A 23,096-nucleotide genomic window follows, 5' to 3' on the forward strand; every position below is an offset into this window, starting at 1 on the left:
AAAAGGAGTAAAATCAATAGAGATAGAAAATGACAGCAGTACATTAAATTCGGAAAAACCGTATTATCCATTCACTGCACAGCCCATTAAAGGATCTAATTTCTATATCAAATGTCCTGAAATGTTTTCCAAAAAATGGCTCAATGCAGACATTAGTATTCATTGGAAAAATACTCCGGATTCTATAAAAGATTTATACAACGGATACATCATTCAGCCTAATCAAAATATCAGCTTACAGGATTTTGAAGGCTTAAAAAATTCATCAATTGTAGGTTCTGATGCTTATTTTAAAGCAGATGCCTCATTGTTGGAAAAAGAAATATGGTACGCCAAAGCCAATAATATTGATGTATTCAAAAAAGTAGATGGTGCTTATAAAACCCAGTTTTCTATCAATAATACAAATGAAGAGTCTGGTACCAGTGAGTCTATCAGATTAACATTGAACCAGTCTTCACTACAGGATGTATACCCTAAGTTGTACACATTGGCATTATCAAGCAAACCCATTAGTGGTAAGCTGATTCCAAACGAACCCTACATTCCTTTTGCTGAAGATATAGAACTGAATTACAGCGCAAAGGAAAATGCATATTCGTATTTAGATAAAAGTTCTGACAGTGTGGCCTCAAAAAGTAAAGGGGTACAATTGTATCATGAAGATGCATTCGGACAATATGAAAAAGAAGTTGAAACGAAAAGTATCGTATCTGTACACGGAAACGGAGGTGAGCTATACATCGGTTTGGAAGCAATGCCAAAAACCACCGTTTCACTATTAATCCAAATGCTGGAAGGAAGTGAAAATCCTTTAGTGGATACTTTCCAGGAAAAAGAGTTTATAGAATGGCATATCCTTTCAAATAATACATGGGTGAGTCTGTCGAATTATATGCTGCAGAATGAGACCAGAAGATTTCTGGAATCAGGTATTGTAAAGTTTAAGATTCCTAAAGATATCAATACCAACCATACAAGGTTTACCAACGGATTATTTTGGATCAGAGCCAAATCACAAAGAAGTTATGATGCGGTATGTAAAATTCAGGGAATATATACTCAGGCTGTTTTAGCAACATTCCAGAATCAGGACAATGATCTGTCCCATTTGAATAACGGATTGAAAGCGAAAACTATTGCTAAGCTTATTACCAGAGTTCCTCAGGTGAAATCGGTTAGCCAGCCTTACAATTCTTTCGATGGTAAATACAAAGAAACAGACACAGAGTTCTACAGACGCGTGAGTGAACGTCTGAGACATAAGCACAGAGCCATTACCCAATGGGATTACGAACAACTGGTATTACAGGAATTTCCGGAAGTCTTTAAGGTAAAATGTTTAAATCATACCTCTGAAAAATCATATATGGCTCCAGGGCATGTAACCTTAATGGTAGTGCCGAATATTAAAAATAAAAATGCTTTTGATGTCTATCAGCCAAGAGTAAGCAGAGCCAGTCTGAATAAAATTCAAAATTATGTCAATGAATTAAATACGATGCATGTTAACGCTCAGGTAATCAATCCAAATTATAAAGAAGCAAAAGTAGAAACGAAAGTCAAATTCTTTGAGCAGTACGACGAAACATTTTATCTCCAGCAATTAGACGAAGATATTAAAAAATATATATCGCCCTGGGCTTTTACAGACTCTAAAGATATCGATTTTAACGTGGAACTGAATGTTAATCAGCTCATTAATTACTTGGAGCAGCTGTATTACGTAGATTATATTGACGAGATAAAGATACTGGTAAATAATGTTTTACAAAAACAATCTTTAATCGAAGTAGATCCAAAATCAATTCTGGTATCTGCGAAGCAGCACGATGTAAGTATTACGGACCAAGTATGTATTTAATAATAATAAGAAAACATAATCATGTCAGAAAATAAGCACATTAGTATATCAAAAAATATAGAAACCGGAGATCAAACAGATTTTCATTTTCTACGAAAAACAGGTATTGAATACATAGAAAAATTAGGAGGAAAACTTTGGACCGATTATAACTCTCATGATCCGGGTATTACCACGCTGGAAGTGTTAAGTTATGCCATCACAGATCTTGGGATGAGAATGAACCTGAATATGGAAGATATCTTAGCATCCAAAGATGTAAAGAAAGACATTCATACACAGTTTCTAAAGGCTACGGAGATTTTACCTTCAAGACCTTTAAACGAGCTTGACTATAGAAAGTTGTTTATAGATATCAACCTGGTGGCAGGTCATAAAAGACCCATCCGCAATTGTTGGCTAGTTCCTAAAACTGAAACATTGTACGTTGATTGCAAAACCGGGAAATTAGATTTTAAGCCGATTGGAGAAAAGATACAAGATCTTAAAGTTAAAGGACTCTATGATCTTTATGTAGATTATGCCGAAGATATTGATAATGATGTCGTTGGATGTCAAAAATCCAATGTCAATATCAATATATTAGACCGCTACCATGCCAATAGAAGTCTTTGCGAAGATTTGGCTGAAATTAAAGAAATTGAAACCCAGAAAGTGGCTGTCTGTGCCCGCATCGGACTTGTAAACAAAGCTGATGAAGAGCTGGTACACGCTAAAGTAATAAAAGCGATCAATAACTACCTGTCTCCGGAGGTTCATTTTTATTCACTGAAGCAAATGCTTGACAAAGGTCTGGCTACAGATCAGATTTTTGAAGGACCACTCTTGGACAACGGTTTTATTGATACTGAAGAACTTGAAAAAAGTCAGTTAAGAAAAGAAGTTCGTCTTTCCGATATCATCAGTGAAGTCATGAAAATTGACGGAGTTAAAGAAATTCATGAAATTTCTATTGCGGGTTGTGATAGCGTAATCAAACAAACCAATGATTGGCTGATCTGCATTGAAAAAGGCAGAAAACCTGAGCTATGCGATCTTAGTTCGTTCAGCTACAGTAAAGGCTCTCTTCCATTAAATATCAATGACAAAAAAGTTCAGGAATATTTAGAAATTCTTAAAAGAGAAGAAGAAATATTGAGGGATGATGCAAGACAAAATAAAGAATTGACTTTACCACAGGGAACTTCGTATGATATCGCAAACTATGCTACTGTTTTGAATGAATTTCCGGATACATATGGAGTAGGAGTATCAGGGATTATAGGAAATCAATCTCCAGAGAGAGAAGCTCTGGCCAAACAATTGAAAGGCTATTTGCTGTTTTTTGATCAGATCCTTGCCAGCTACTTCAAACACCTTGAAAAAGTAAAAGAAGTATTAAGCGTAAATGGTGATTTGAAAAGAACTTATTTTACGCAGGCTCTTAAAAATATTAAAGGCTTTGAACAGTTGGTTCATGATTATCCTACTAACGAGGATGAGCTTACTGATTCGTTATATGAAGAGCTGGATAACAGTGTGGAACGCCGAAATGAAGTTTTGAATCATTTGACCTCTCGCTTTGCTGAAACATTCAGTGATTATACGTTCCTAATGAAGTCATTGTATGGAAAATCTGCCGATGAAATTGTCCTGAGTAACAAAGAAACCTTCCTAAAAGAGTATACATCATTAAGTAAAGACAGAGGATTGGGTTACAATTATACATTAATTGGGGATTCAGATATTTGGAATACCAACAATATTTCCGGTGCACAGAAAAGGATAGCCCGTTTGTTGGGGATTAAAAATTATAGGCAGAGAAATTTATCTCAGTCACCTGTTTCAATCATCAAAACAAAAGATAGTAATAATAAAGACAGCTATACCTGGAAAATAAAAGATGCTAATAGCAATATTATTCTATCATCTGTCAATACCTACAAAATTGAGTACGCTGCAACCAAAAGCTTAAATGAAGCGATTTATCAGACGATTCAAATAGATCAGGAAGATCTTGAAAATGAACTAGACAGATTAGATGAGAAGCATCTCGAAGATACAATAGAAAAACTAATAGCATGTGAGTATAATTACTGCTTAATTGGGAATATAAAAATCCGTGTTTCATTGGGAGGTAACTTCTATCTGGAGATTCTGGATGATACCGATAAGCAAAATGTCATTGCTACGCACAAAAAAACTAACCCTTATCCATCATTGCCATTATTGAAAGATGGGATTAGGGAGATCGTGAAGTATTTTAAATATGAATTTACAGAAGAAGGTATTTTCCTTGTTGAGCACTTATTACTAAAGCCAACCTCCAAAGATTATAAACTCATGGGGGCATAGGCTGCATGTCTATAGAAGGGAGCTTTAGAATAATGTATGACCTTGAAGAAAAAGGTATTGCAAAAGATCCAATAAAATATTCAGAAGCTTTCATGCATTCTTGTGAAGAAGATTGCGAAACAGATGTTTTTGACCCTTATTCTTACAGAGTAAGCGTTGTTCTTCCAGGCTTTGCTTATCGTTTCCAGGATCCTGATTTCAGACGCTATGCCGAAACAGTTATCAGACAGGAAATTCCGGCCCATGTTTTAGCAAAAATTTGCTGGGTGGGAGATCGATTGACAGAAACAGAAATTGCTCAGAATGACTTGTCTGAATTTGAAGTGGCCTTTAAAAAATACCTTTTAGATAAATCGAGAAACAATATTGTTAACCTTGGAAACAGCATTACAGATTTATTGACCGCTCTTACCCATTTAAACAATATTTATAGACCGGGAAGACTTCTGGACTGCGCAATGGATGACAATGACAGCTTAGACGGAAAAATCATATTAGGACAATCAAACATATAAAAACCGAAAAACAATGAATGCTAAATTAGATAATATAACAACCCAATATAGAAAGTTCAACGAAAATCAAGCGTTAACAGAAGGGCAATTAAACGAATTTATAGACTATTTCGAAGACCAGGACAGGCTTTCAAGAACTCGCCTGAGCGGGGTGGGAGTAGTATGTGGTTTTCAATCGACATACATAGATTTTGTTTTACAGCCTGATTCTGTAATGGAAAAAAAGTCTGGATCTGAAGATAGAGCAATTGATCTTAATTTTAATACAATTGCGATTACACAAGGTGCCGGAGTTACCACAGATGGTGATTTAATAACGCTGCGCCAGAAAACAGATAAAGAGGCAGAAGTTACTATCGATTTCACTACCAATACTTACAAATATTTTAGAAATTATACTGATAAGGTAGGATACAAACATTTTCTTATTGGAGGGAAACAAATCCCTCTTTTAGAATTGATTACGCAGGAAGAATATACCCAATTAAAAAACCAAGGTGTTAATGTTGGAGATTTTAAGCACACAAAAGAAATCACCAACATCTATGGTAAAACCGTAATTCTGTATTTAGAAAGTTATTCCAATGAAGAATCACCATGTCAGGATGCAGATTGTGACAATACCGGTGCAGAGCAGGTATCCAATCTCAAAGTGCTTTTAGCAGATTCAAATTCTGTTTTAGATCTTATCAAGCAGGGAGATGCAAAAGACACCATCTATAATGTTCACAATTCTTATGAAGAACTTTTTGATCAGTTGCCTAAAATAGAAGCCAAAAGAGTTATTCTGGACCCTGCTGTTGTATCAGCAAAGCAGTTGAAAGAAAAATTCCAAAATGCCATTGGTTCTGTTGCAGAATTAAGCAAAGGTTTTAATGCAATTGCAAGTACCTTTAACGTGAGTGTCAACCTGGGAGGACAACCTCTTTTTGATAAGTTGGATTCTTTACTTAAGAATACGGTACGAGGTTTTGACGACTATCAGTATCGATATGATTTGCTAAAAGATTTAATTGATACTTACAATGAAATAAAAGGATTGATCCTGCATCTTAATGCGGAATGCTGTCCTGCTATAGCTTCATTCCCCAAACACCTTATGCTGGGGGCTGTTGGAGCAGCTCAGGAACTAGGAAAATATATTCCACTCCGTCACGGTTTTTACCATTCACCTGTAACCACAAATGATGATGAGAACTACGAAAGAGTCGTAATGCTTGCCAATCGTTTTGTACAGAAAATAAATGGATTTCAATCCTATATGGGAGCTATTAAAATTACGCCTTCCAATCTTTATGTTAGATTAGGTGAAAAAGCAATCCCTTATTATTATAATGTAGATAAGCCATTATTGGCTCAATGGAACTTTGAAAAAACAAAAACAGATAGAGAAGTTTACAATTTAAGCTATCACACAGCCAATCTGGCTGGGGACGATTTTGTTCAGAATCCTTTGATTTATAATATTGATAACAACGATTTCTATAGAATTGAAGGGCATTTAACACTGCCTTACAAAACAGCCTTACAAAATATCAATGATCTTAAAACAAAATACGGATTAGCCTTTGATGTTATTGCTTTGGTTTTAGAGAAAGGTGAAAAACCTACTGCCGCTGTATCCAATGAAAAAACAGTATCAATAGATGACCTTAGAAAACAATTAACATCAATTTCCAGTGATATCAGTAATAGAAAAGGGGATTCACAAAACACCTTACTAAATATTTCTAAGTTAGACGAGAAATTAAGACTGTTAAATAAAGCTGAATTCGCAAAAGACGGATCACCAGAAGGAGTTACTGTGGTAAAACAAGATCCTAAAAAAGATGATGTTGTAAGCGAACTGTTAAGCGAATTTTTAGAAAGAAAATCAGGCTTAGAGCATGTAGCCGGTGTAGAACCGGGTGGAACCTTTGTCTTAATTTACGCATCAGAAACGTACAATCAGGTTCTTGCAGATTTCTCATTACCTTATCTGTGTTGTTCTAAAAAGGAACCTGTGTTCCTGATGCTGCCAGACAGTAAACTATGTCAGAAAGATGCTCCGATTGCTATGACAATCGTTCCGCAAAACGGAGAAGTGAAAGCATTTATAAATGGTACTCAGATCCCTGCGGTTACGCAGTCCGGAGGTCAAAGCTTCTTCGATCCTAGTTTGGTTAACGCTGCTTATTTTGGACAAACCATTACGTTTACGGTTAATGATGATCTAGTGGAAGCACAGATGGTTGTGTATCCACAACCAAATGTATCTGTTACCACAGGAGGTGTGAGCTATGATGCTCCTACAACGGACGAAAATGCAAACAATCCGGATGCTACGGTTGAATTTAAAGTTGCCGGGGACTTTACAGGTCTTACATTTACTTGGAATTTTGATGATGGTACTCCAGTACAGCATAATGAGGCACCTGCCAACATAAAAACCTATGTGTACAAGCTTGTTGCGGGACAAGAAAAAACGTTCAATCCAATCCTTACAGTAACCAATGCTAATGGCTGTAGTACTGTGTACAAATTAGCTCCGCTGAAATTAAAAGGTCAATCTACTATTGCATGTTTAAGTGGTATGAGAGTGGTCATTCAGTATAGAGATGATATAGACACTGGTCACGTTTGTAATGATGCTACTTTCAACTTAACAGGAAACGATATTGTAATTGGAGGAATAAATCCATACCCTGGCTTTGTTGGAAATATACATTTAAGTAATACAGGAGGTAATCAGGATAGAAACAATCATAAACCTGGTACTCCTCCATTGAGTAGATATAATGAAATTATTATCACTCAAGCCGAAGCCAAACTAATGGCCTCGAAAACAATGGATGGTTTTGTAGAGTTTTCACTTGAATGTGCTTTACCTGTTAATAATAGACCACCAACTGGTTGTCACCAGGATGTTGCCTATACAGAAATCTTCTTGGCAAACGCTACAGTTCCTATTTATAAAGGATATCCAAATGGGAATTTCTTAAAGATAAACCCTTGTACAGGAGTGACAAAATAATAGTCAAATAATAACTTCATAGGCAGTATAAATTGCCTATGAAGTTTATTAAAAGACCTTAATGAATCATTAAAAAATGAACAATAATGAATAATCAATTAAGTAATATAGCAGTCCAATACCGCAAATTCAGTAAAGGACAATACATAGAACACCCCCAGTTCAACGAGTTTTTAGATTTTTTTGAAGATCAGGACCGTTTGTCCAGAGTGCTGTTGCAAGGGGTAGGTATTGTATGTGGTCTCAAACCAGATCTTATTTATACAAATAAGCTGTTGAGCAGCATACAACTTTCTCAGGGAGTGGCTATAACAACCGACGGAGATCTGCTGACTTTGAATAATACCAATGAGGTAAGTAAAGATCTGTATGTAAGTGATTTAAAGACTGTCAAGATAGAAAGTAAAAAGTATACCTATTTTAAAAAATATGATAATTTTAAAGTAAATTATCCTGCATTTTATTATGGAAAAGACAACCAGATTGAGCTGTGGGAATTAGCAACAGATGAGGAAGCAAATTCTGGTTTTCAACCCATCAGCAATCTTTCAGATTTAGAAAATAAATATCTGTTGCTGTATCTGGAGGATTATGAAAAAGAAGTGAAACCTTGTAGGGGAGTTGATTGTGATAACCATGGAATCCAGCAAATTCGAAATCTCAAAGTATTAGTCACTACAGCAAACGGAATCAATTATATTCTTGGAAAAGATAAGATTCAGCCTCATCCATTGTTCGTGGATGATATCCTGGGACCTGTAAAACAGGAGCGGGTTATTGTAGAACAGCTTATTTTAGAAAATGACATTGACACTCCTTTTTCCTTTACTGATTTAAGAGATTTGTATATCAAAGCTTTAGATAAAAATAAGTATGGTGAGGCTCTTTTTCAAAAAATCAATACCATTTCTCAGTTCATGGGAACTTCAGGAGTGAACTATTCAGTTTTTAAAAACACATTAAATAAGTTCCTTGCTAAAGAATCTGGTTTTCAGTATGCTTATGATGTAGTGAAGGATTTGGCAGATACTTATTCTGAAATTATAAAGCTGCTTCCTAAAGCATTTACCAAGTGTCTTCCTGATGTAGTTTCTTTTCCTAAACATATCATGCTTGGGAAATTACTATCGGATACTGAATTAGATTTCTCAAGACATCAGTTTTATAACTCGCCTGTACTGGATGATGAGAAAACAACACAAAGAGTCAAAGTGTTGATTAATCGTTTTAATCAGCAGGTACTGAGTTTCAAGTATCCGGACTTCGTTGAAATTGGGGTGAATTCAAAGATCAAAATTACTCCATCTCAAAAATTGAATCCTCTGAGCAACAAAGCAGTTCCTTTTTATTACGAGCTTTCAGTAGAACTTTTAAAAGCATGGAACTTTGATAAAACAAGTAATCGGTCATTTAGAGATAACCTGGCATATGATACAGGGCTTGCATTAAACGCACATATACAAGATCCTTTGAGTTTTAATATAGATAAAAACTCATTTTATAATATAGAAGGGCATCAGGGATTGGATTATCAAATAGCTTTTGATCAAATAAAAGAAATCAGAGATAAGCAGCAACTGGGATTTGATATTATGCTTGTGTCTTTAGATGAATTAAAAGATAATAAAGACCTGGTAAAAGCCTATTTCAATGAATATGTAGAAAAACATCCGGGATTGGAGCACAGACGTGGTGTTCAGCGAGGAGGTACATTTGTTATTGTTTATCAGAATATTGGGAGAGACAACAGAGTTGTTGCGGATTTTTCACTTCCGTACATATGCTGTACTCCAAAAAATAAAATTGAACTGAGCTTGCCAACCACTACTATTTGTGTAGAATCCCGCCCTATACCTTTTAAAGTAATGCCTGCGAATGGAGAAGTGAAAGCTAATGTTAGTGCAAATGTAAAAGGTGGTGTGGAACTAATCGGTACACAATATTTCTTTAATCCGAAAAAGGTAGACCTAAGTCTGCTTGATAAGGAAATTACCTTTACTGTCAACGGGAAGCCTACCAATTGTAGTATTAAAGTGATTTCACAACCAAATATAAAAGTAGAAGTCGTTGAACCTGTCATTTATTCTGGTGGAGATTCAAAAACAACAATAGTAAACTTTAAAGTTTCAGGACAAAATTTTGAAAACTATACCTACAGCTGGGATTTCCTGGGTAATGATTTTTGGGTTCCTCTAAATCCAGATAAAAATGGATATGTGAGTTACAAGTATTCTAATCTGGATCCAAAAAATATTCCAGTAGTAAGGGTAAAAGTGAGTGGTGGCGGATGTAGTGAGACGATACCTGTAAATTTACCCCAGACCAAAGAGTGTCCGGTGATTTCAAATATTAAATATACAGTTGTTGATAATGGTAATGGTACCCAAACATTCACATTTGATTGGGATTTACCTTCAGATCTTTCTGGAATAACAGGTTTGAATATTTATGATTCAAGTGATCTTGCAAATGGATGGCATTATGAATCTGGATCATTCCGTCCACGAAGAACAATCACATTGCCTTTAGGTAAATACTCTATTAGATTCGGTTTAGTGGGTTCATGTAAAAATCCAGAAAACACATTAGAACTTCCGGGATTTAATGATATTGGAATTATAAAAGATCCGAATAATCACCCACCGGTTGTATCAATCAAATGGAAGGATACTTCAGGAATTGAGGACAGGTTATGCATACAGTCGGCTTGTAGTTTTGCAATTGATGTTTTTGCAACTGATCAGGATGGAGATATTGCAAATATTCAGATTTTTAAAAGTACTGATAATGGGACTACATGGACTTCGTTTACTGGCAGTCTTACGGGGACAACATTTACAGATACTATAAACAGAGCTGGTATGCAGTTGTATAAAGCAATTGTTACAGATATGAAAAACAATAAAGCAACTTCAAATATCCTGTCTTATAAAAAAGAAAATCACCCACCGACTGTATCAATCAAATGGAATGATATATTAGGAAATGGGGATAGGTTATGTACACAGCCTATTTGTAATTATGCTGTTGATGTTTATACAAACGATCAGGATGGAGATATTGCTAGCGTTCAGATTCAGAAAAGTATTAATAATGGAGCTACATGGAGTTCGTTTACTGGCAATTTTAATGGGACGACATTTACAGACTCTATAAATGGGTTTGGTACAAATTTATATAAAGTGGTTGTAATAGATGGAGAAAATAATACCGTTACTTCAAACATTCTTTCCTATAAAAATGAATATCGTCCAACAGTTGTGATAGATAGCATTAGCTTTCCTAATAAAAATTGTTGTATTGTTGAGTTACCCACTATTATAGCTAATGCTGGCGGGGCTCAAAACCTTCTTTTATCTAATTTACCTACCAGGAGATTGGGATTAAAAGGATGGGGTAGAGGAGCGAATGAGCTTTTGTATTTCTGGAGCAAATTAGAAGGTCCGGATGTAATACTTGAAAACGTTAACAAAGATAACTTGATCATCAAGGATTTAAAAGTTGGGAAATATAGATTCCAGCTTTTGGTTAAGGATGCTAATAGTGATGCATTTGAAATCGATGTAGCAGAGATAAGAGTAGATTAAGGAACACATTCTTTGTGCTATATCTAATGTAAAGGGGTGTTTTTTATCTTTTAGAATAATTACAACACCCCTTACATACTAGAAAAAATAAATAATAACAATAAACATAATATAATGGAAAAATGTGATGTTTCATTTAAAATAGAATACCAATCTTCCGAAACAATAAAAGATGCTTTTGTGAAATACAAATATCCACCGGGATCCTCCACTGTAGAGACCGTTGATATAAAGGCCGCATTGCTTCAGAATAGTAATTCAATAAAATTACCCGGTATTCAGGCTGTTGGTACTTATGCGTTGGATGTTGAATTGGCAATAAATGGAAGTGTTGCTACAAGCAATGCTACTTTGGTAGTTGGAGGGTGTAACTCTTCTTGTGAAACTCCGAAGGTCTATGGAGTAAAAGTGTTGGAAAATGGCCAGCTAGTAATGGATTACGAGGTTGAGAATGTTGGCAATCTTGCGACATTGGAATATCAGATAGCAACAGATTCTGGCTTTAGAGATGAAGATATTATTTATTCAAAAGTAGGATTTAGTGATGTAAATTATACTAAATCTGAGAATATTGACATGAGACATGGAAATATTCCTGATAAAACTACTTTATACATAAGAATAAGAAAATATTGCAGGCCAAATGGAATTTCGGATTGGTCGGATTACGTTAAATTTGATTCTGGAATATGGGGGCTAGAAGCTTACTGCCTGTCTCCCAACGATGAGCGGAATCTAAACTCTCTTTGTCATGGAATCTTCCCTGCCTGGCTGTTGAAAGTGATTGTGAAGCCCACTCCACCAGATAGGGGTAGCATAATTTATCTGACTAATGGTAAGCTTGCAATACCGGATAATATAAGAGAATTTGATCAAAATGCTCCTGAAAATTTGAAAAAAAGTGGAATCAGATGGATTACATTTCTAAGGTCCAATTCGGAGTTTAGTCCAAATTTAATTTATCGTGTACAGCCAGAAATTGCTGAAATAGGAGGCATTGAAGAGGAGAAGTGCTATTATTAGAATATCTTACAATGTGATTATCTGAAAGCCCCAATAAAATCCTCAAGAAATTGAGGATTTTATTCACCCGGGCAGTTATCTTCTGTTATTCTTACGTCTGGTACTTATAATATTGAAAAGCTTCGCAACATCCTTGAGATGGATCTCGAAATCCTCATAATATTCGTTCAGAGAATGAAGCGTAATAATACCGTTCTCAACATCATGGTTGATAATTCTTTTTACCAGAATTCCTTTCTCTTTGTGAACGATTACAAAATCCCACTTGTCATAATGCAGCTTACTCATCCAGTAATCCTGTCTGATATTTCTGCATAGAATAATGTCGCCTTCCAGATAGCTTTCGTATGATCCGTTGTCCATGCTGTCTCCTTTTACTTCAAAGCACATGTATTCACCTCGGTGTTCCACATCATCAGTAAAAGGAATGGTAGGTAGACTTTCTATATATTCTTCATCTGCAAATCTGCTTAGATAGCCGGCTTGTGCATATTGATTGGCAAGCGGAACGTTCATGATTTTTAAATCCGAAAAAACAACAGGAGACGCACTATCATTATTGAGTTCCTTTTGTTGTTCCAACAGTAAGTTGGTTACAAAATAAGCCGTTGTTTCCGGTATTTTTCGTTCGCCTTTTTCCCAATATTGAACAGCTCTGGTGCCTACTCCTATAGATTTTGCAATATCAGCCTGCTTCATGTTTAGTTTCTTTCTGATTTCTTTGAATTCTAAATAGTTCATTTTGATATGTTTATAGTTTATTTGTAAAAAAATATGAAAAATATTCTCTTTTGTGTTTTGAAAAACGAACAATGTTCGTATATTTGTTTCGCTGTTCAGATAGAACCGTACAAATATACAAAATTATATTTATAATTGAATGTTGTTTTAATATTTAAAATCCTTGTTTGAATTATATAAACCCCTGTAAACAAAAAGTTAAACAATGGTTTTTATACTTGATACGCTTTGTAGTTAGATTTTGTTTTATCATGCGCTAATTAAAACAAAAAAATCTTTTTAATCTAAATAAGTGTAAAAAGTGCATTTTTTATAAATATGAAAATGGTTTTTTGTGCGTTTGTTTTGTTCGGTTTTATCAGTGAGGAGAATGTGTTTATTTTTTTATTGATTTAAAAATAAAGCAGCTACTGGCTCTTTGTTTTTCGAAAATATGAAATAGAATAAAAAATGCAGACTCACACTACTGGCCAACCTATAAAATATCGATTAATTATAGTGATCAGTAAGATTGTTAATACATCCTAAAGAGGAGATAAAATTTGTTAAACAAGCTCAATTGTTTTTGAGAATAATTTAATATAGACAAATAGGATGTTGTGCTCTTTATAAACAAATACAAAAAGTAAATGCTGACTCTGTGTGCTTATAAAACATCAATTGATTATAAGCATCCTCAGAATGATTTACAAAGAAGTAGAATTTAGAAGAAAGAAGCTGGTGTATCATTTCTATTAGAAGATACCTGGTGTTGACTTTCTAAAAAAACCAAAATTAAATAATGTAATTAGACATCTGTTTAAAGGCCTGAACCATGCCTTTAAGGCTTCTTATGTCCTCAATGAAAAGGTAAAATATAAGAAATACGAAAACTCGTCTAATTCAAAAAAAACTTTTAGCATAAAAAAAACTTTTAACCATACAAACATGAAACGTAGTAAAGAATTAGTAGAGAAAAGAAAAGATTTCGTCATTGAATATGTAAAACGTAATCAAGATAAACAGATGAAAGTAATTGTTACCGAGCTAACAGAAATGTTGTTTTTGTCCGAAAGAACGATATATAATATTCTTCTTCAAAGTTAGTAAAACAAAGTTCAGGCAATGTATTCATATATACTGCATTGAACCTCATTAAGATAATCTTTTAGAACGAGCTTATGAATTGGATCTCAAAATGAAAATATTCTAAAAAGATAGAAAAGGATTCAAAGTTATTATCCTGCCCCAATAACTACCCGTAGATCAGATGAATCAAAGGGTTGTCCTGACCTCTTTCTCAAATGTAAATTGATAGTAAAATACTAAGGTGAAAAACGGTTTTTGCTTTTAAGTTCTATTGTTTTTAGTGAAAACATAGGCCTGAAAAAAAAACCGTCTGGCCTTAGGTTATTAGAGAATCCAATTTCAAAAAAAGTAAAAAACAACTGTTCATTCAATACAACTTAGAAACTTAGAAACTTAGAAACCATGAAAAAAAAAGAAAAGAAAAAGAAGAAAAAAGATAAGGAAAAGCTGCAAAAGCCCCGTAAAGATATCAGTGATCTTATTGACGAATTAGCATATGTGAATGAGACTGGAAATATCCGAAAAAGCAAAAGATTTTTAGATGATATGTACATGCTGGATCAGGAATAATGATACATCTGAAAATTGTAAAAACAAAAATTTTTAATCAATAATATATAGCAAAAGAATGAATTTGGATAGTATAAAAGCCCTTTTAATCGGAACTGCAATAGCATTTTCAGGAGGGTTATTAAGAGTACTGGTCTCAATACAGAATAAGGAGAAGAAGCAACCGTGGGAACATTTTATCACATTGTCAATCGTTGTAATCGTTGGATTTACAATGAGTTATTTGATGAATAGAGCCGAATTACATGACAAATGGTATTCAACAGGAGTATTATTTGTACTTGGGTATGGCTATGATAAATTCCTGAAAATGATCACTACCAATCTACCTAACTGGATTGATAAAGCAGTGAATCTTTTTATAGAAAACAGATATGGTATTAAGACCAATAGACAACCTGAAGAGGAGGAAGAGAAAAAAGATGATATGGTTCAGTAGAAAAATTGAGCAGGGAGAATTCCTTACTGCAACTACAGAATCTATCGTCTAAAAAGCAATTGATTCTCCCAAAAAAGAATGAATTTTGAAATTGAAAAACCATGAAAACTCAAATAAACAAGAGAAAAAATATAAGTGGCTCAGCAGTACCTGTTTCTCATCGCCAAGTTGAATAACCACTTCTAATTACTCAAATTCTTTAAAAAAGATCTACCATATCCGGTTAGATTTTTCACTTCAACAGGTAGGTATAAAGCACAACAATATAAGTTGTGCTTTATATACCTTTTAAAATAATATGTAATTAAAAACCAAGTCAATGAAAGCAGCAAAACCTGTAGAAAAAGACAATAAAGCCCACCAAAACCAACATAAAAACCAAAAGGCTAAAAAACCTATAGTTATACCCCTGCCATTGGTGGAAGTTGTTAATACACAAATACAAACCCCTGAAACATCAGTCGCTAATGCTGGGCTTGAAAACCAGGATAGCAATAAAATGAAACTGAATGGCACTATACCATCAGTTCATGGCTCGAAGACCATTTACGATCAAGGTGCTGAAATAATGTATAAAAAGCATCAGCAGAGCTTGGCGGAAACGGGAGATATCAATCATCCTGAGACCAAGAAGATGGAAAAAGGATATATAGCAACCTTGAGTACCGGCCAGTCACAGAATTATAATGATGTTAAATCCGGAACTCCTTCAAAAACGTTGGAAGAGCAGGCTATGGTTCATCAGCAAAGTAAAAAAATTGATGAAACAAATCCGGCAGTAAAACCTTCAGAGAAAAAAGGGATACCAAATAAAGCAAATGTTGCCAGTGCAGATCAGTCTCAGGAAGTAAACCCTGACAAAGCACAAGTGATTGATACCGAGGTTGTCACGTCAGCAGATGCTAACAGTAATCCTGCGTTTACAGCATTAAGCGGAAAAATAAATAATACAGCTAAGCTGCAGAAACAACACGAACCATCAAGCAAATCGACAAATGATGCGCAAGCTGCTGCACCATCACCTGCCAACGAACGTCAGAGTATGGCGCAAGCAAGTCAAGTGAACACCATGGACGAGCAGAAACCGGGGCTGTTCAAGAAAGAAGATTTCAAAGCTTTGCTAAGTGAAAAAATACACAGCATCAAGCTTCCGAAAAATGAAGAGCAAGCAGATGAATTTGAGAAACACAACAATATACAGGAAGTCAATCAAAAGGCAGTAGGTGATGTTAAAAAAGAGAAGAATGTAGCCTCTAATGATATTGCTTCTGCAACCGCTGCACAACCTAATACCTCTGCACAGCCTGTTCGTGCCGTTGCAAAAATGCCGACACAAAATGTAGGTGCAGCTCCGGGAACACCAAATGTAGCGAATGCGATGCCTGTGAAAAGAAATGCAGCAAGCGTAGAGCAACCTATTAAGGAGCAGACGGCAAGTATTGACAGCGAAATGAAAGCCAATGGAGTTACCGATACGATGTTGGCAAAATCTAATGAGCCTACATTTACGGATGCTTTGGCCCAAAAGAATAAAGCCAAAACCCAAAGTGTTGAAGCAACTCAACAGTTTAGAACCAACGAAAATAAGGAGCTGTCTAAAACCCGTAATGATGCACAAACACAAGCTGCGCATCATATTAGTGGCATGCATGGTGCGAGAAAAGGCGGACTAGGTAACGTACATGGTGAACAAAAACAAACCTCAGGTAAAGACAGTCAAAAACGAAAAGAAATAGCCGATCATATTAATGGTATTTATCTTACTTCCAAAACCGAAGTCGACGGTATTTTAAATAATCTCGATAAGTCGGTGGCAGAAAAATTTGATAATGGCAGCAAAGAAGCTAAAAAAGCATTTGAAGCTCATGTTGATAAAGAAATGAAGGCTTATAAAAAGAAACGTTATGGAGATGCGTATGCAAAATATGGCGCTTTGGTTGCGGCTGGGAAATGGTTATGGGACAAGGCTACCGGCTTACCTGAAGAAGTCAACAAATTTTTTGACAGTGGTAAGGACTTATACATTAAAGTCATGGATAAATTTATTGACCAAATCGCAACCCATGTTACCACTCAACTTAATGCAGCCAAAACCAGAATTGCCAGAGGTAAAAAAGATGTACAGACTTATGTCAACAGTTTGTCGCCAAGTTTAAGAAAAATAGGAAAAGAGGCAATTGCAGAGATCCAAAGCAAATTCAATGCATTGGAAGAAAGCGTAAACAGTAAAAAAGATGCATTAATTGATGTATTGGCTAAAAAATATGCAGACAATATAACAAGTATTGATAACAGAATTGCAGATTTAAAAACACAAAACAGTGGATGGGTTAATCAAGCTCTTGATGCGCTTAAAACCAGTGTATTTGCTGTTATTATTGAAATTAAAAATACGCTTGTCAATTTATTGTCCGGTGTTATCAGCGCTATTCAGGCTATCATCATGGATCCGATAGGGTTTTTCAAAAATCTTATTGCCGGAGTTTCGCAAGGATTTACCAATTTCGGAACCAATATTTGGACCCACCTTAAAACAGGTTTCTTCGGATGGCTGACAGGAGCTATGAAAGGTATTTCTTTAAAGATGCCGGAAGATGTATTCTCTTTAAAAGGAATATTCTCCATTACCACGCAAGTGCTTGGTTTAACATGGGATGGTATTAGAGCTATCGGTTCTAAAGTCGTAGGAGAGCCTGTAATGAAAGTTCTGGAAACCGGTTTTGAAATGGTGCAGATCGTTCGTAAAGACGGTGTTGCCGGACTTTGGGAACATTTGAAAGACCAATTTGCCGACCTGAAAGAAACAATAATGGATACCATAATGGATATTGTCCAAACGCAGGTAATTCAAGCTGGTATTAAATGGATTATGGGATTATTGACTCCAGTAGGAGCATTTATAAAAGCCGCAATGGCCATTATAGATGTGGTAAAATTCTTCATCCAGAGAGCAGCACAAATTATGGAACTGGTAAAAGCCTTTACCGATAGTATAAAAGCAATTGCCAGCGGAAATGTAGGCGCAGTAGCCAAATCAATAGAAAATGCATTGGGAAGAGCAATCCCTGTATTAATTGGCTTTTTAGCTTCATTGCTTGGCATTGGAGGATTGGCAGATAAAGTGGTTGGCGTGATTCGAAAAATACGAGAGCGTATTGTGAAGGCTATTACGAAGTTCTGGACTTTTGTTAAGAGCAAAGCTAAAGGATTGCTTGGTAAAATTGGTGTTGGAGGCAAGAATGATAAGAAGGAGAAAAATGATAAGAATAAAAAAGATAAGAAAGATAAAAATTACATTGGCTCTGAGTCTTTTTCTATGTCTGGAAAATCTCACACATTAACTTTTGAGGATAATGAGGTTTACATGGAAAGTAAGAAAGCGAAACTTTCCACAAAACTAAATAGAGGAAAAGAACAAGTTGAAAGATACCCGGCTTCAAGTGCTTATAATGGTAAGTCAGAACTTATTAAACATCAATTAATTAGATTAAAGGATATAGTCGGTCGTACAGAAAAAGAATTAGAAAAAGCAGAGGCTTCAGGAAACCAAACTGAAATAGATAAAGCTCAAGCTAAAATGCAAAGATTAGGTCTAATGATCCAAAACTTTGGAGATACCTATCAATTAAGAGATATTTTTGATAATGATGGAGGCGAGCATAAAGAGTTTGAGCCAAAACAAGTAAGATTAGAAGCTATTGGAACTCACAAAGTAAGTGTAACTTATTATTTTGATAAAGAGGCTCATGAATATGGACAACAAGACTTTACCATTACAATTGGTTTAGAAGATATGAGTAAACGAACTGTAAATCATATAAATAAAGGTAAAAACCTTGTCTTGAAAAAAGTAGGTTCTCGTGGTCTCACAATACCTGCAGGAAAATTAGGAAAATATAACTATGGTTTGCTGTTAAATTCAGCTCACATTATTGGCGATCAGTTTTTGGGTTCAGGCTATAAGAAAGGATTGAATCTAATTTTAACTTCGGATGAGTTTAATAAACAGACTATGGCTGATGCAGAAGATACCTTACAACAAGCAATTATAGAAAAAATGCATGAGCATAAAGATAAATTTGTTACTTTTGACTTAACAGTAGCTTCTACTTATCAAGTATTAGAGGAAGATCCGTTGATAGAAACATTAAAAGCTGTACATACAGGTATGACTGACAAAGAAAAAAGAGCAACACGTCTAAAATTGCAGAGAATGCAACAGCTTCCAAGACGTTGTGAAAAAGTCGAATATGAAGCTTATATGTATTTAGATAAAGTTCGACATGGAAGACCTCTTGCTGCCAAAACACAGGGGCCTGATGAGTGGCTAAACAAATTATTTAATATTTAATCTATGGAAGAAATTAAGATTTTTTTGACTGAAATTATAGAAAAAGAGAAAAAAGCTATATATTATGAAGGGTATAAAGAAAAGCTTGATGATTATAATAAAATTGCACGAGAATTAAATGAATATGTATCAGATACGATGCCTTCGTTAATGAGGGAGCATGATTCACCTCCTTTTTCTGATAGATTTTATGAAGAAGTAAAAGAGTTTGAAGAACCTATTAATCCTCGTCATTTATTTAAGATAAGCGAATATAATAATGAAAAATACAATACAGTATGGGCATGTTATGTTTCTATTCCTAATCCAAGCGCTAATACAAAAAAGCTAACAAATTCTTTTTTAGTGGCAGAAATAGACCAGAGTTTAAAAATAATAGCAAAAATGGGTGTTGAGCCAGATACGCGCAAATGGAAGTTTTATGGAGGTGATGAAGATAATGGTTTACGTATACATAATTTGGGTACACCGATAAAAGTAGAGCGTTATCTAGAGCCCACTGATGAATGGAGTTTGGAAGAGTATTTAAAAGATAAATAAAAATACATCATAAATCGAAGTTTCTATTTTTTAGAAGCTTCGATTTTTTATTTCTATAAAACGCACTACACTGTGATAAAGATATAGAATTTTGCTTGTAACTTTACAATATATAAATCAAACCAATAACCCATTAAAATATTATAACCATGAAAAAAATACTACTCATTTGCTCCCTCCTTTTTAGTCTTTCTATTATAAGCGCCCAAACCATAGAATCCGGAAGTCACAGTACTACAGGGTATATCAAGAGTGATGGTGCTATAGAAAACAGCAGTCATTCTACAGTGGGGTATATTAAAGGTGACGGAACTATTGAAAACAAAAGTCACAGTACCATTGGCTATATCAAAAGTGACGGCACCATAGAAAACAGCAGCCGTTCTACGGTGGGGTACATAAAAAGCAACGGGACAGTAGAAAACAGCAGCCATTCCACCATTGGGTATATCAAAGACGATGGAACGGTAGAAAACAGCAGTCACAGTACTATTGGCTATGCCAGAGGAGTTAGAAAAGAATGGGCAGCAGTAGTCTATTTCTTTTTTAAATTTAATTGATCATCAGCGCTGCGAAGAAGAAATAATCTCGCTGGACCTATAAGTTAAAATAAAAAGGCTTGGATTTTATAATCCAAGCCTTTTTTAATGATAAATATACAGTGGATGATCTTTAAACAGGTTTTCTATGTACTTTTACCTGGTTTTATTAGACGAAAAATACTCAAACAGACAAAACCCAGCGGTCTATAATTATTCTGAAAAATAGGGTTACTGCAACTACAGAATAGAGGGCTCCAAAAACTTTCACAGGAATAAAAAAAAGATGAATTTTGGGCTTAGAAATTAAGTCACCAATCATCTGATTCTTAAAAGATAAAGGGTACTGCAACTACAGAATAGAGAGCTCCAAAAACTTTCACAGGAATGAAAAAATGATGAATTTTGAACTTTAGATCATCAATAGCAATAAGCTTCAAAAGAGCAATTATACTCATGATATAAGTAGTAAGAATAGAAAAAAATTATGGAAGAAAATAAAGTAACCACCAGAAACAAGTTAAAAACCTATTTTGAAACCGGTAAACATCCGACACAAGGTCAATTTTCAGATTTGATAGATTCCTTAAAACATAAAGAAGATGTACTGACCAATAGAGAAATGGCAATCCTTGCCAATAGCTTGGCAAGAATTGATAATGCATTTATTTATTATAATACAAATGGTGTCGGAAATTTAAAATTTCCAATTGTTATAAGCTCACAGGGTGAGGATGATCAGGTGATTACAATAAAAGAAACTGACAATGTCGTGGTAAAGCAGTTCTTATTAGGAAGTGCACCTTACACCATTAAAACAAAAGAATTTTCAGGAGGAGAATTGAAAGAAACCGAATATTATAATTTGGGTTATCAATTCCACCAGACCTATACGATTAATAGACTCTTCGGAAATAATCTGAATACAATTCCTGATGGTTTTGAGCTCGGAATACTGGATGGTAAAAGGATACCCATACAAATTTACAAACAGAATTTTGGAAAGAAAGTAATGGTCGTAAATACAATTGTTAAGTTTATTAATAACACAGAAATACCTATCCAATATAGAATAGCGACAGGCATCTGGAATGACAGATTTAGGAATGAAGACACTGTTACCGATCATTATGATGTAGTGGATTATCTGTCTTTTTATTATAGTGCTGATCTTCAAGCAAGTAATAAGTCTATAAACTGTGAGGTCTATAATGCAGATAACAACAATCTTTTAGCAACAGCTTTATTACATGCAGGGTCAAGTAGTGACTTTTGGGGTGGAGAGCAGTTAATGGAAGGACTCAGAAATATAAGAATCGAATGTAATTATTCTAAAAATGAAAAATAATCAAGCTGAAGACATTTGGGCAAGAATCAACATCTTAAAACTGTACACCATTTCTGAAAAAATAAGGATTATTGCAACTACAGAACGGAAAGCTCGAAAAGCGGTTACAGCAATAAATAAAAGATGAATTTCGGACTTTACATCATAAATAATAATTGGACCCAAAAAGCAATATGTCTATAACATAAGCTGTAAAAAATATTAAAATAGTATGGAAAAAGATAATTTAACTACGAGAGACAAGCTAAAAACCTATTTTGAAACAGGTAAATATCCGACACAAAATCAATTTTCAGATCTGATAGATTCTTTGAAACTTAAAGGAGATATTCTTACTAATAAAGAGGCGGTAATCATTGCCAATGGTTTGAATGGGGTATTGATGAATAATGCAAGTATAGCTTATTATGCATATAATATTCAAGGTAAAAAATTTCTGTTCACTATAAGTTCAGCAGATAAAGAAGATCAGGTGATTACAATAGATGATAATCCTTACAATGATAAAAAATACTACTTATTTGGGAATGGACCATATGTCATTAAAGCAAAAGAACTCCCAACAGAAGGGTTAGGGGGGACTGAATACTATTCTATGATGATACAAATAGATGATTACGCAGTTAACCGGTTGTTTGGTAATACATTGCCTAAGATTCCTGAGGGGTTTGTGTTTGGAACGCTGAAGGGGAAAAGGGGAAATGTACATATAAGCGGGGTGGATGCAGGGCAGAAATTAAATGTTGTCAACACAAATATTAAGTTTATTAATAAAACTCAGGTACCTGTTCAATACACCCTACAAGGAAATTACTGGAGCAGTGAATATACTGATAAAGATATTGTTACCGATCATTATGATGCATGGGATTCTTTGTATCTATATCTCAGAGCAGACCTTCAGGGAATTAATCAGTCCATAGAATGTAAAGTCTATGATGCAGATCATAACAAACTTTTAACAACAGCCTATTTCGAGGCAGGGCAAAGCAATCAAAGTGTTAGCGGGGGCGAAATAAAGGAAATCAGAAATGTAAGAATAGAATGTAATTATGCTGTCATTGGAAAATAATCAAACTGAAAATATTTGAGGAAGAACCAACATTTTAAAAACTCATAAGTCTTTCCAAAGAAACTTTAGGGAACGTGGAATCGTTATAAAGC

The 23,096-nt window shown here is 34.8% G+C and carries 14 protein-coding genes; 13 read left to right on the plus strand and 1 reads right to left on the minus strand.

Going from position 1 to position 23,096, the window contains the following annotated elements; all coding sequences use genetic code 11:
• The first annotated feature begins 121 nt into the window (after window positions 1-121).
• The 6 genes from LF886_RS09340 (at window position 122) to LF886_RS09365 (ending at window position 12,336) form a co-directional block, all read left to right on the plus strand.
• The gene (locus LF886_RS09340) at window positions 122-1,864 is read left to right on the plus strand and encodes a baseplate J/gp47 family protein (RefSeq protein ID WP_236853843.1); all 1,743 of its coding nucleotides are present in this window, start codon (window positions 122-124) and stop codon (window positions 1,862-1,864) included.
• Window positions 1,865-1,885: 21 nt separating this feature from the next.
• Window positions 1,886-4,198 carry a hypothetical protein gene (locus LF886_RS09345; RefSeq protein WP_236853844.1) on the plus strand — a complete coding sequence of 771 codons (2,313 nt, stop codon included), beginning with the start codon at window positions 1,886-1,888 and terminating at the stop codon, window positions 4,196-4,198.
• Window positions 4,199-4,230: 32 nt separating this feature from the next.
• Complete coding sequence (locus tag LF886_RS09350; protein ID WP_236853845.1) at window positions 4,231-4,713, plus strand: hypothetical protein; 483 nt, start codon at window positions 4,231-4,233, stop codon at window positions 4,711-4,713.
• A 13-nt stretch (window positions 4,714-4,726) separates the two neighbouring features.
• On the plus strand, window positions 4,727-7,726 hold the full coding sequence (locus tag LF886_RS09355) for a PKD domain-containing protein (protein WP_236853846.1): 3,000 nt from the start codon (window positions 4,727-4,729) through the stop codon (window positions 7,724-7,726).
• Between the two features lie 86 nt (window positions 7,727-7,812).
• A complete protein-coding gene (locus LF886_RS09360; RefSeq protein ID WP_236853847.1) occupies window positions 7,813-11,313 on the plus strand; it encodes a hypothetical protein in 3,501 nt (1,166 codons plus the stop codon).
• 114 nt (window positions 11,314-11,427) lie between these two features.
• Entirely contained in the window at window positions 11,428-12,336 is a 909-nt protein-coding gene (locus LF886_RS09365; RefSeq protein WP_236853848.1) for a hypothetical protein, read from the plus strand.
• A 75-nt stretch (window positions 12,337-12,411) separates the two neighbouring features.
• Here the strand turns inward: LF886_RS09365 and LF886_RS09370 are convergent, their stop codons facing one another.
• The gene (locus tag LF886_RS09370; RefSeq protein ID WP_228410003.1) at window positions 12,412-13,077 is read right to left on the minus strand and encodes a S24 family peptidase; all 666 of its coding nucleotides are present in this window, start codon (window positions 13,075-13,077) and stop codon (window positions 12,412-12,414) included.
• A gap of 1,470 nt (window positions 13,078-14,547) precedes the next feature.
• Between LF886_RS09370 and LF886_RS09375 the strand changes: the two genes are divergently transcribed.
• The 7 genes from LF886_RS09375 (at window position 14,548) to LF886_RS09405 (ending at window position 23,004) form a co-directional block, all read left to right on the plus strand.
• Window positions 14,548-14,715, plus strand: coding sequence for a hypothetical protein (locus LF886_RS09375; RefSeq protein ID WP_236853849.1), 168 nt, complete (start codon window positions 14,548-14,550; stop codon window positions 14,713-14,715).
• Between the two features lie 64 nt (window positions 14,716-14,779).
• On the plus strand, window positions 14,780-15,154 hold the full coding sequence (locus LF886_RS09380) for a hypothetical protein (RefSeq protein ID WP_236853850.1): 375 nt from the start codon (window positions 14,780-14,782) through the stop codon (window positions 15,152-15,154).
• 319 nt (window positions 15,155-15,473) lie between these two features.
• Window positions 15,474-19,505 carry a hypothetical protein gene (locus tag LF886_RS09385; protein ID WP_236853851.1) on the plus strand — a complete coding sequence of 1,344 codons (4,032 nt, stop codon included), beginning with the start codon at window positions 15,474-15,476 and terminating at the stop codon, window positions 19,503-19,505.
• A gap of 3 nt (window positions 19,506-19,508) precedes the next feature.
• Entirely contained in the window at window positions 19,509-20,045 is a 537-nt protein-coding gene (locus tag LF886_RS09390; RefSeq protein ID WP_236853852.1) for a hypothetical protein, read from the plus strand.
• A 149-nt stretch (window positions 20,046-20,194) separates the two neighbouring features.
• Entirely contained in the window at window positions 20,195-20,605 is a 411-nt protein-coding gene (locus LF886_RS09395; RefSeq protein ID WP_236853853.1) for a 5-fold beta-flower protein, read from the plus strand.
• A gap of 466 nt (window positions 20,606-21,071) precedes the next feature.
• Entirely contained in the window at window positions 21,072-21,932 is an 861-nt protein-coding gene (locus tag LF886_RS09400) for a hypothetical protein (protein ID WP_236853854.1), read from the plus strand.
• Window positions 21,933-22,143: 211 nt separating this feature from the next.
• On the plus strand, window positions 22,144-23,004 hold the full coding sequence (locus LF886_RS09405; RefSeq protein ID WP_236853855.1) for a hypothetical protein: 861 nt from the start codon (window positions 22,144-22,146) through the stop codon (window positions 23,002-23,004).
• Window positions 23,005-23,096 lie beyond the last annotated feature (92 nt).

This window comes from Chryseobacterium sp. MEBOG07 (genome assembly GCF_021869745.1).
Classification (GTDB): Bacteria; Bacteroidota; Bacteroidia; order Flavobacteriales; family Weeksellaceae; genus Chryseobacterium; species Chryseobacterium viscerum.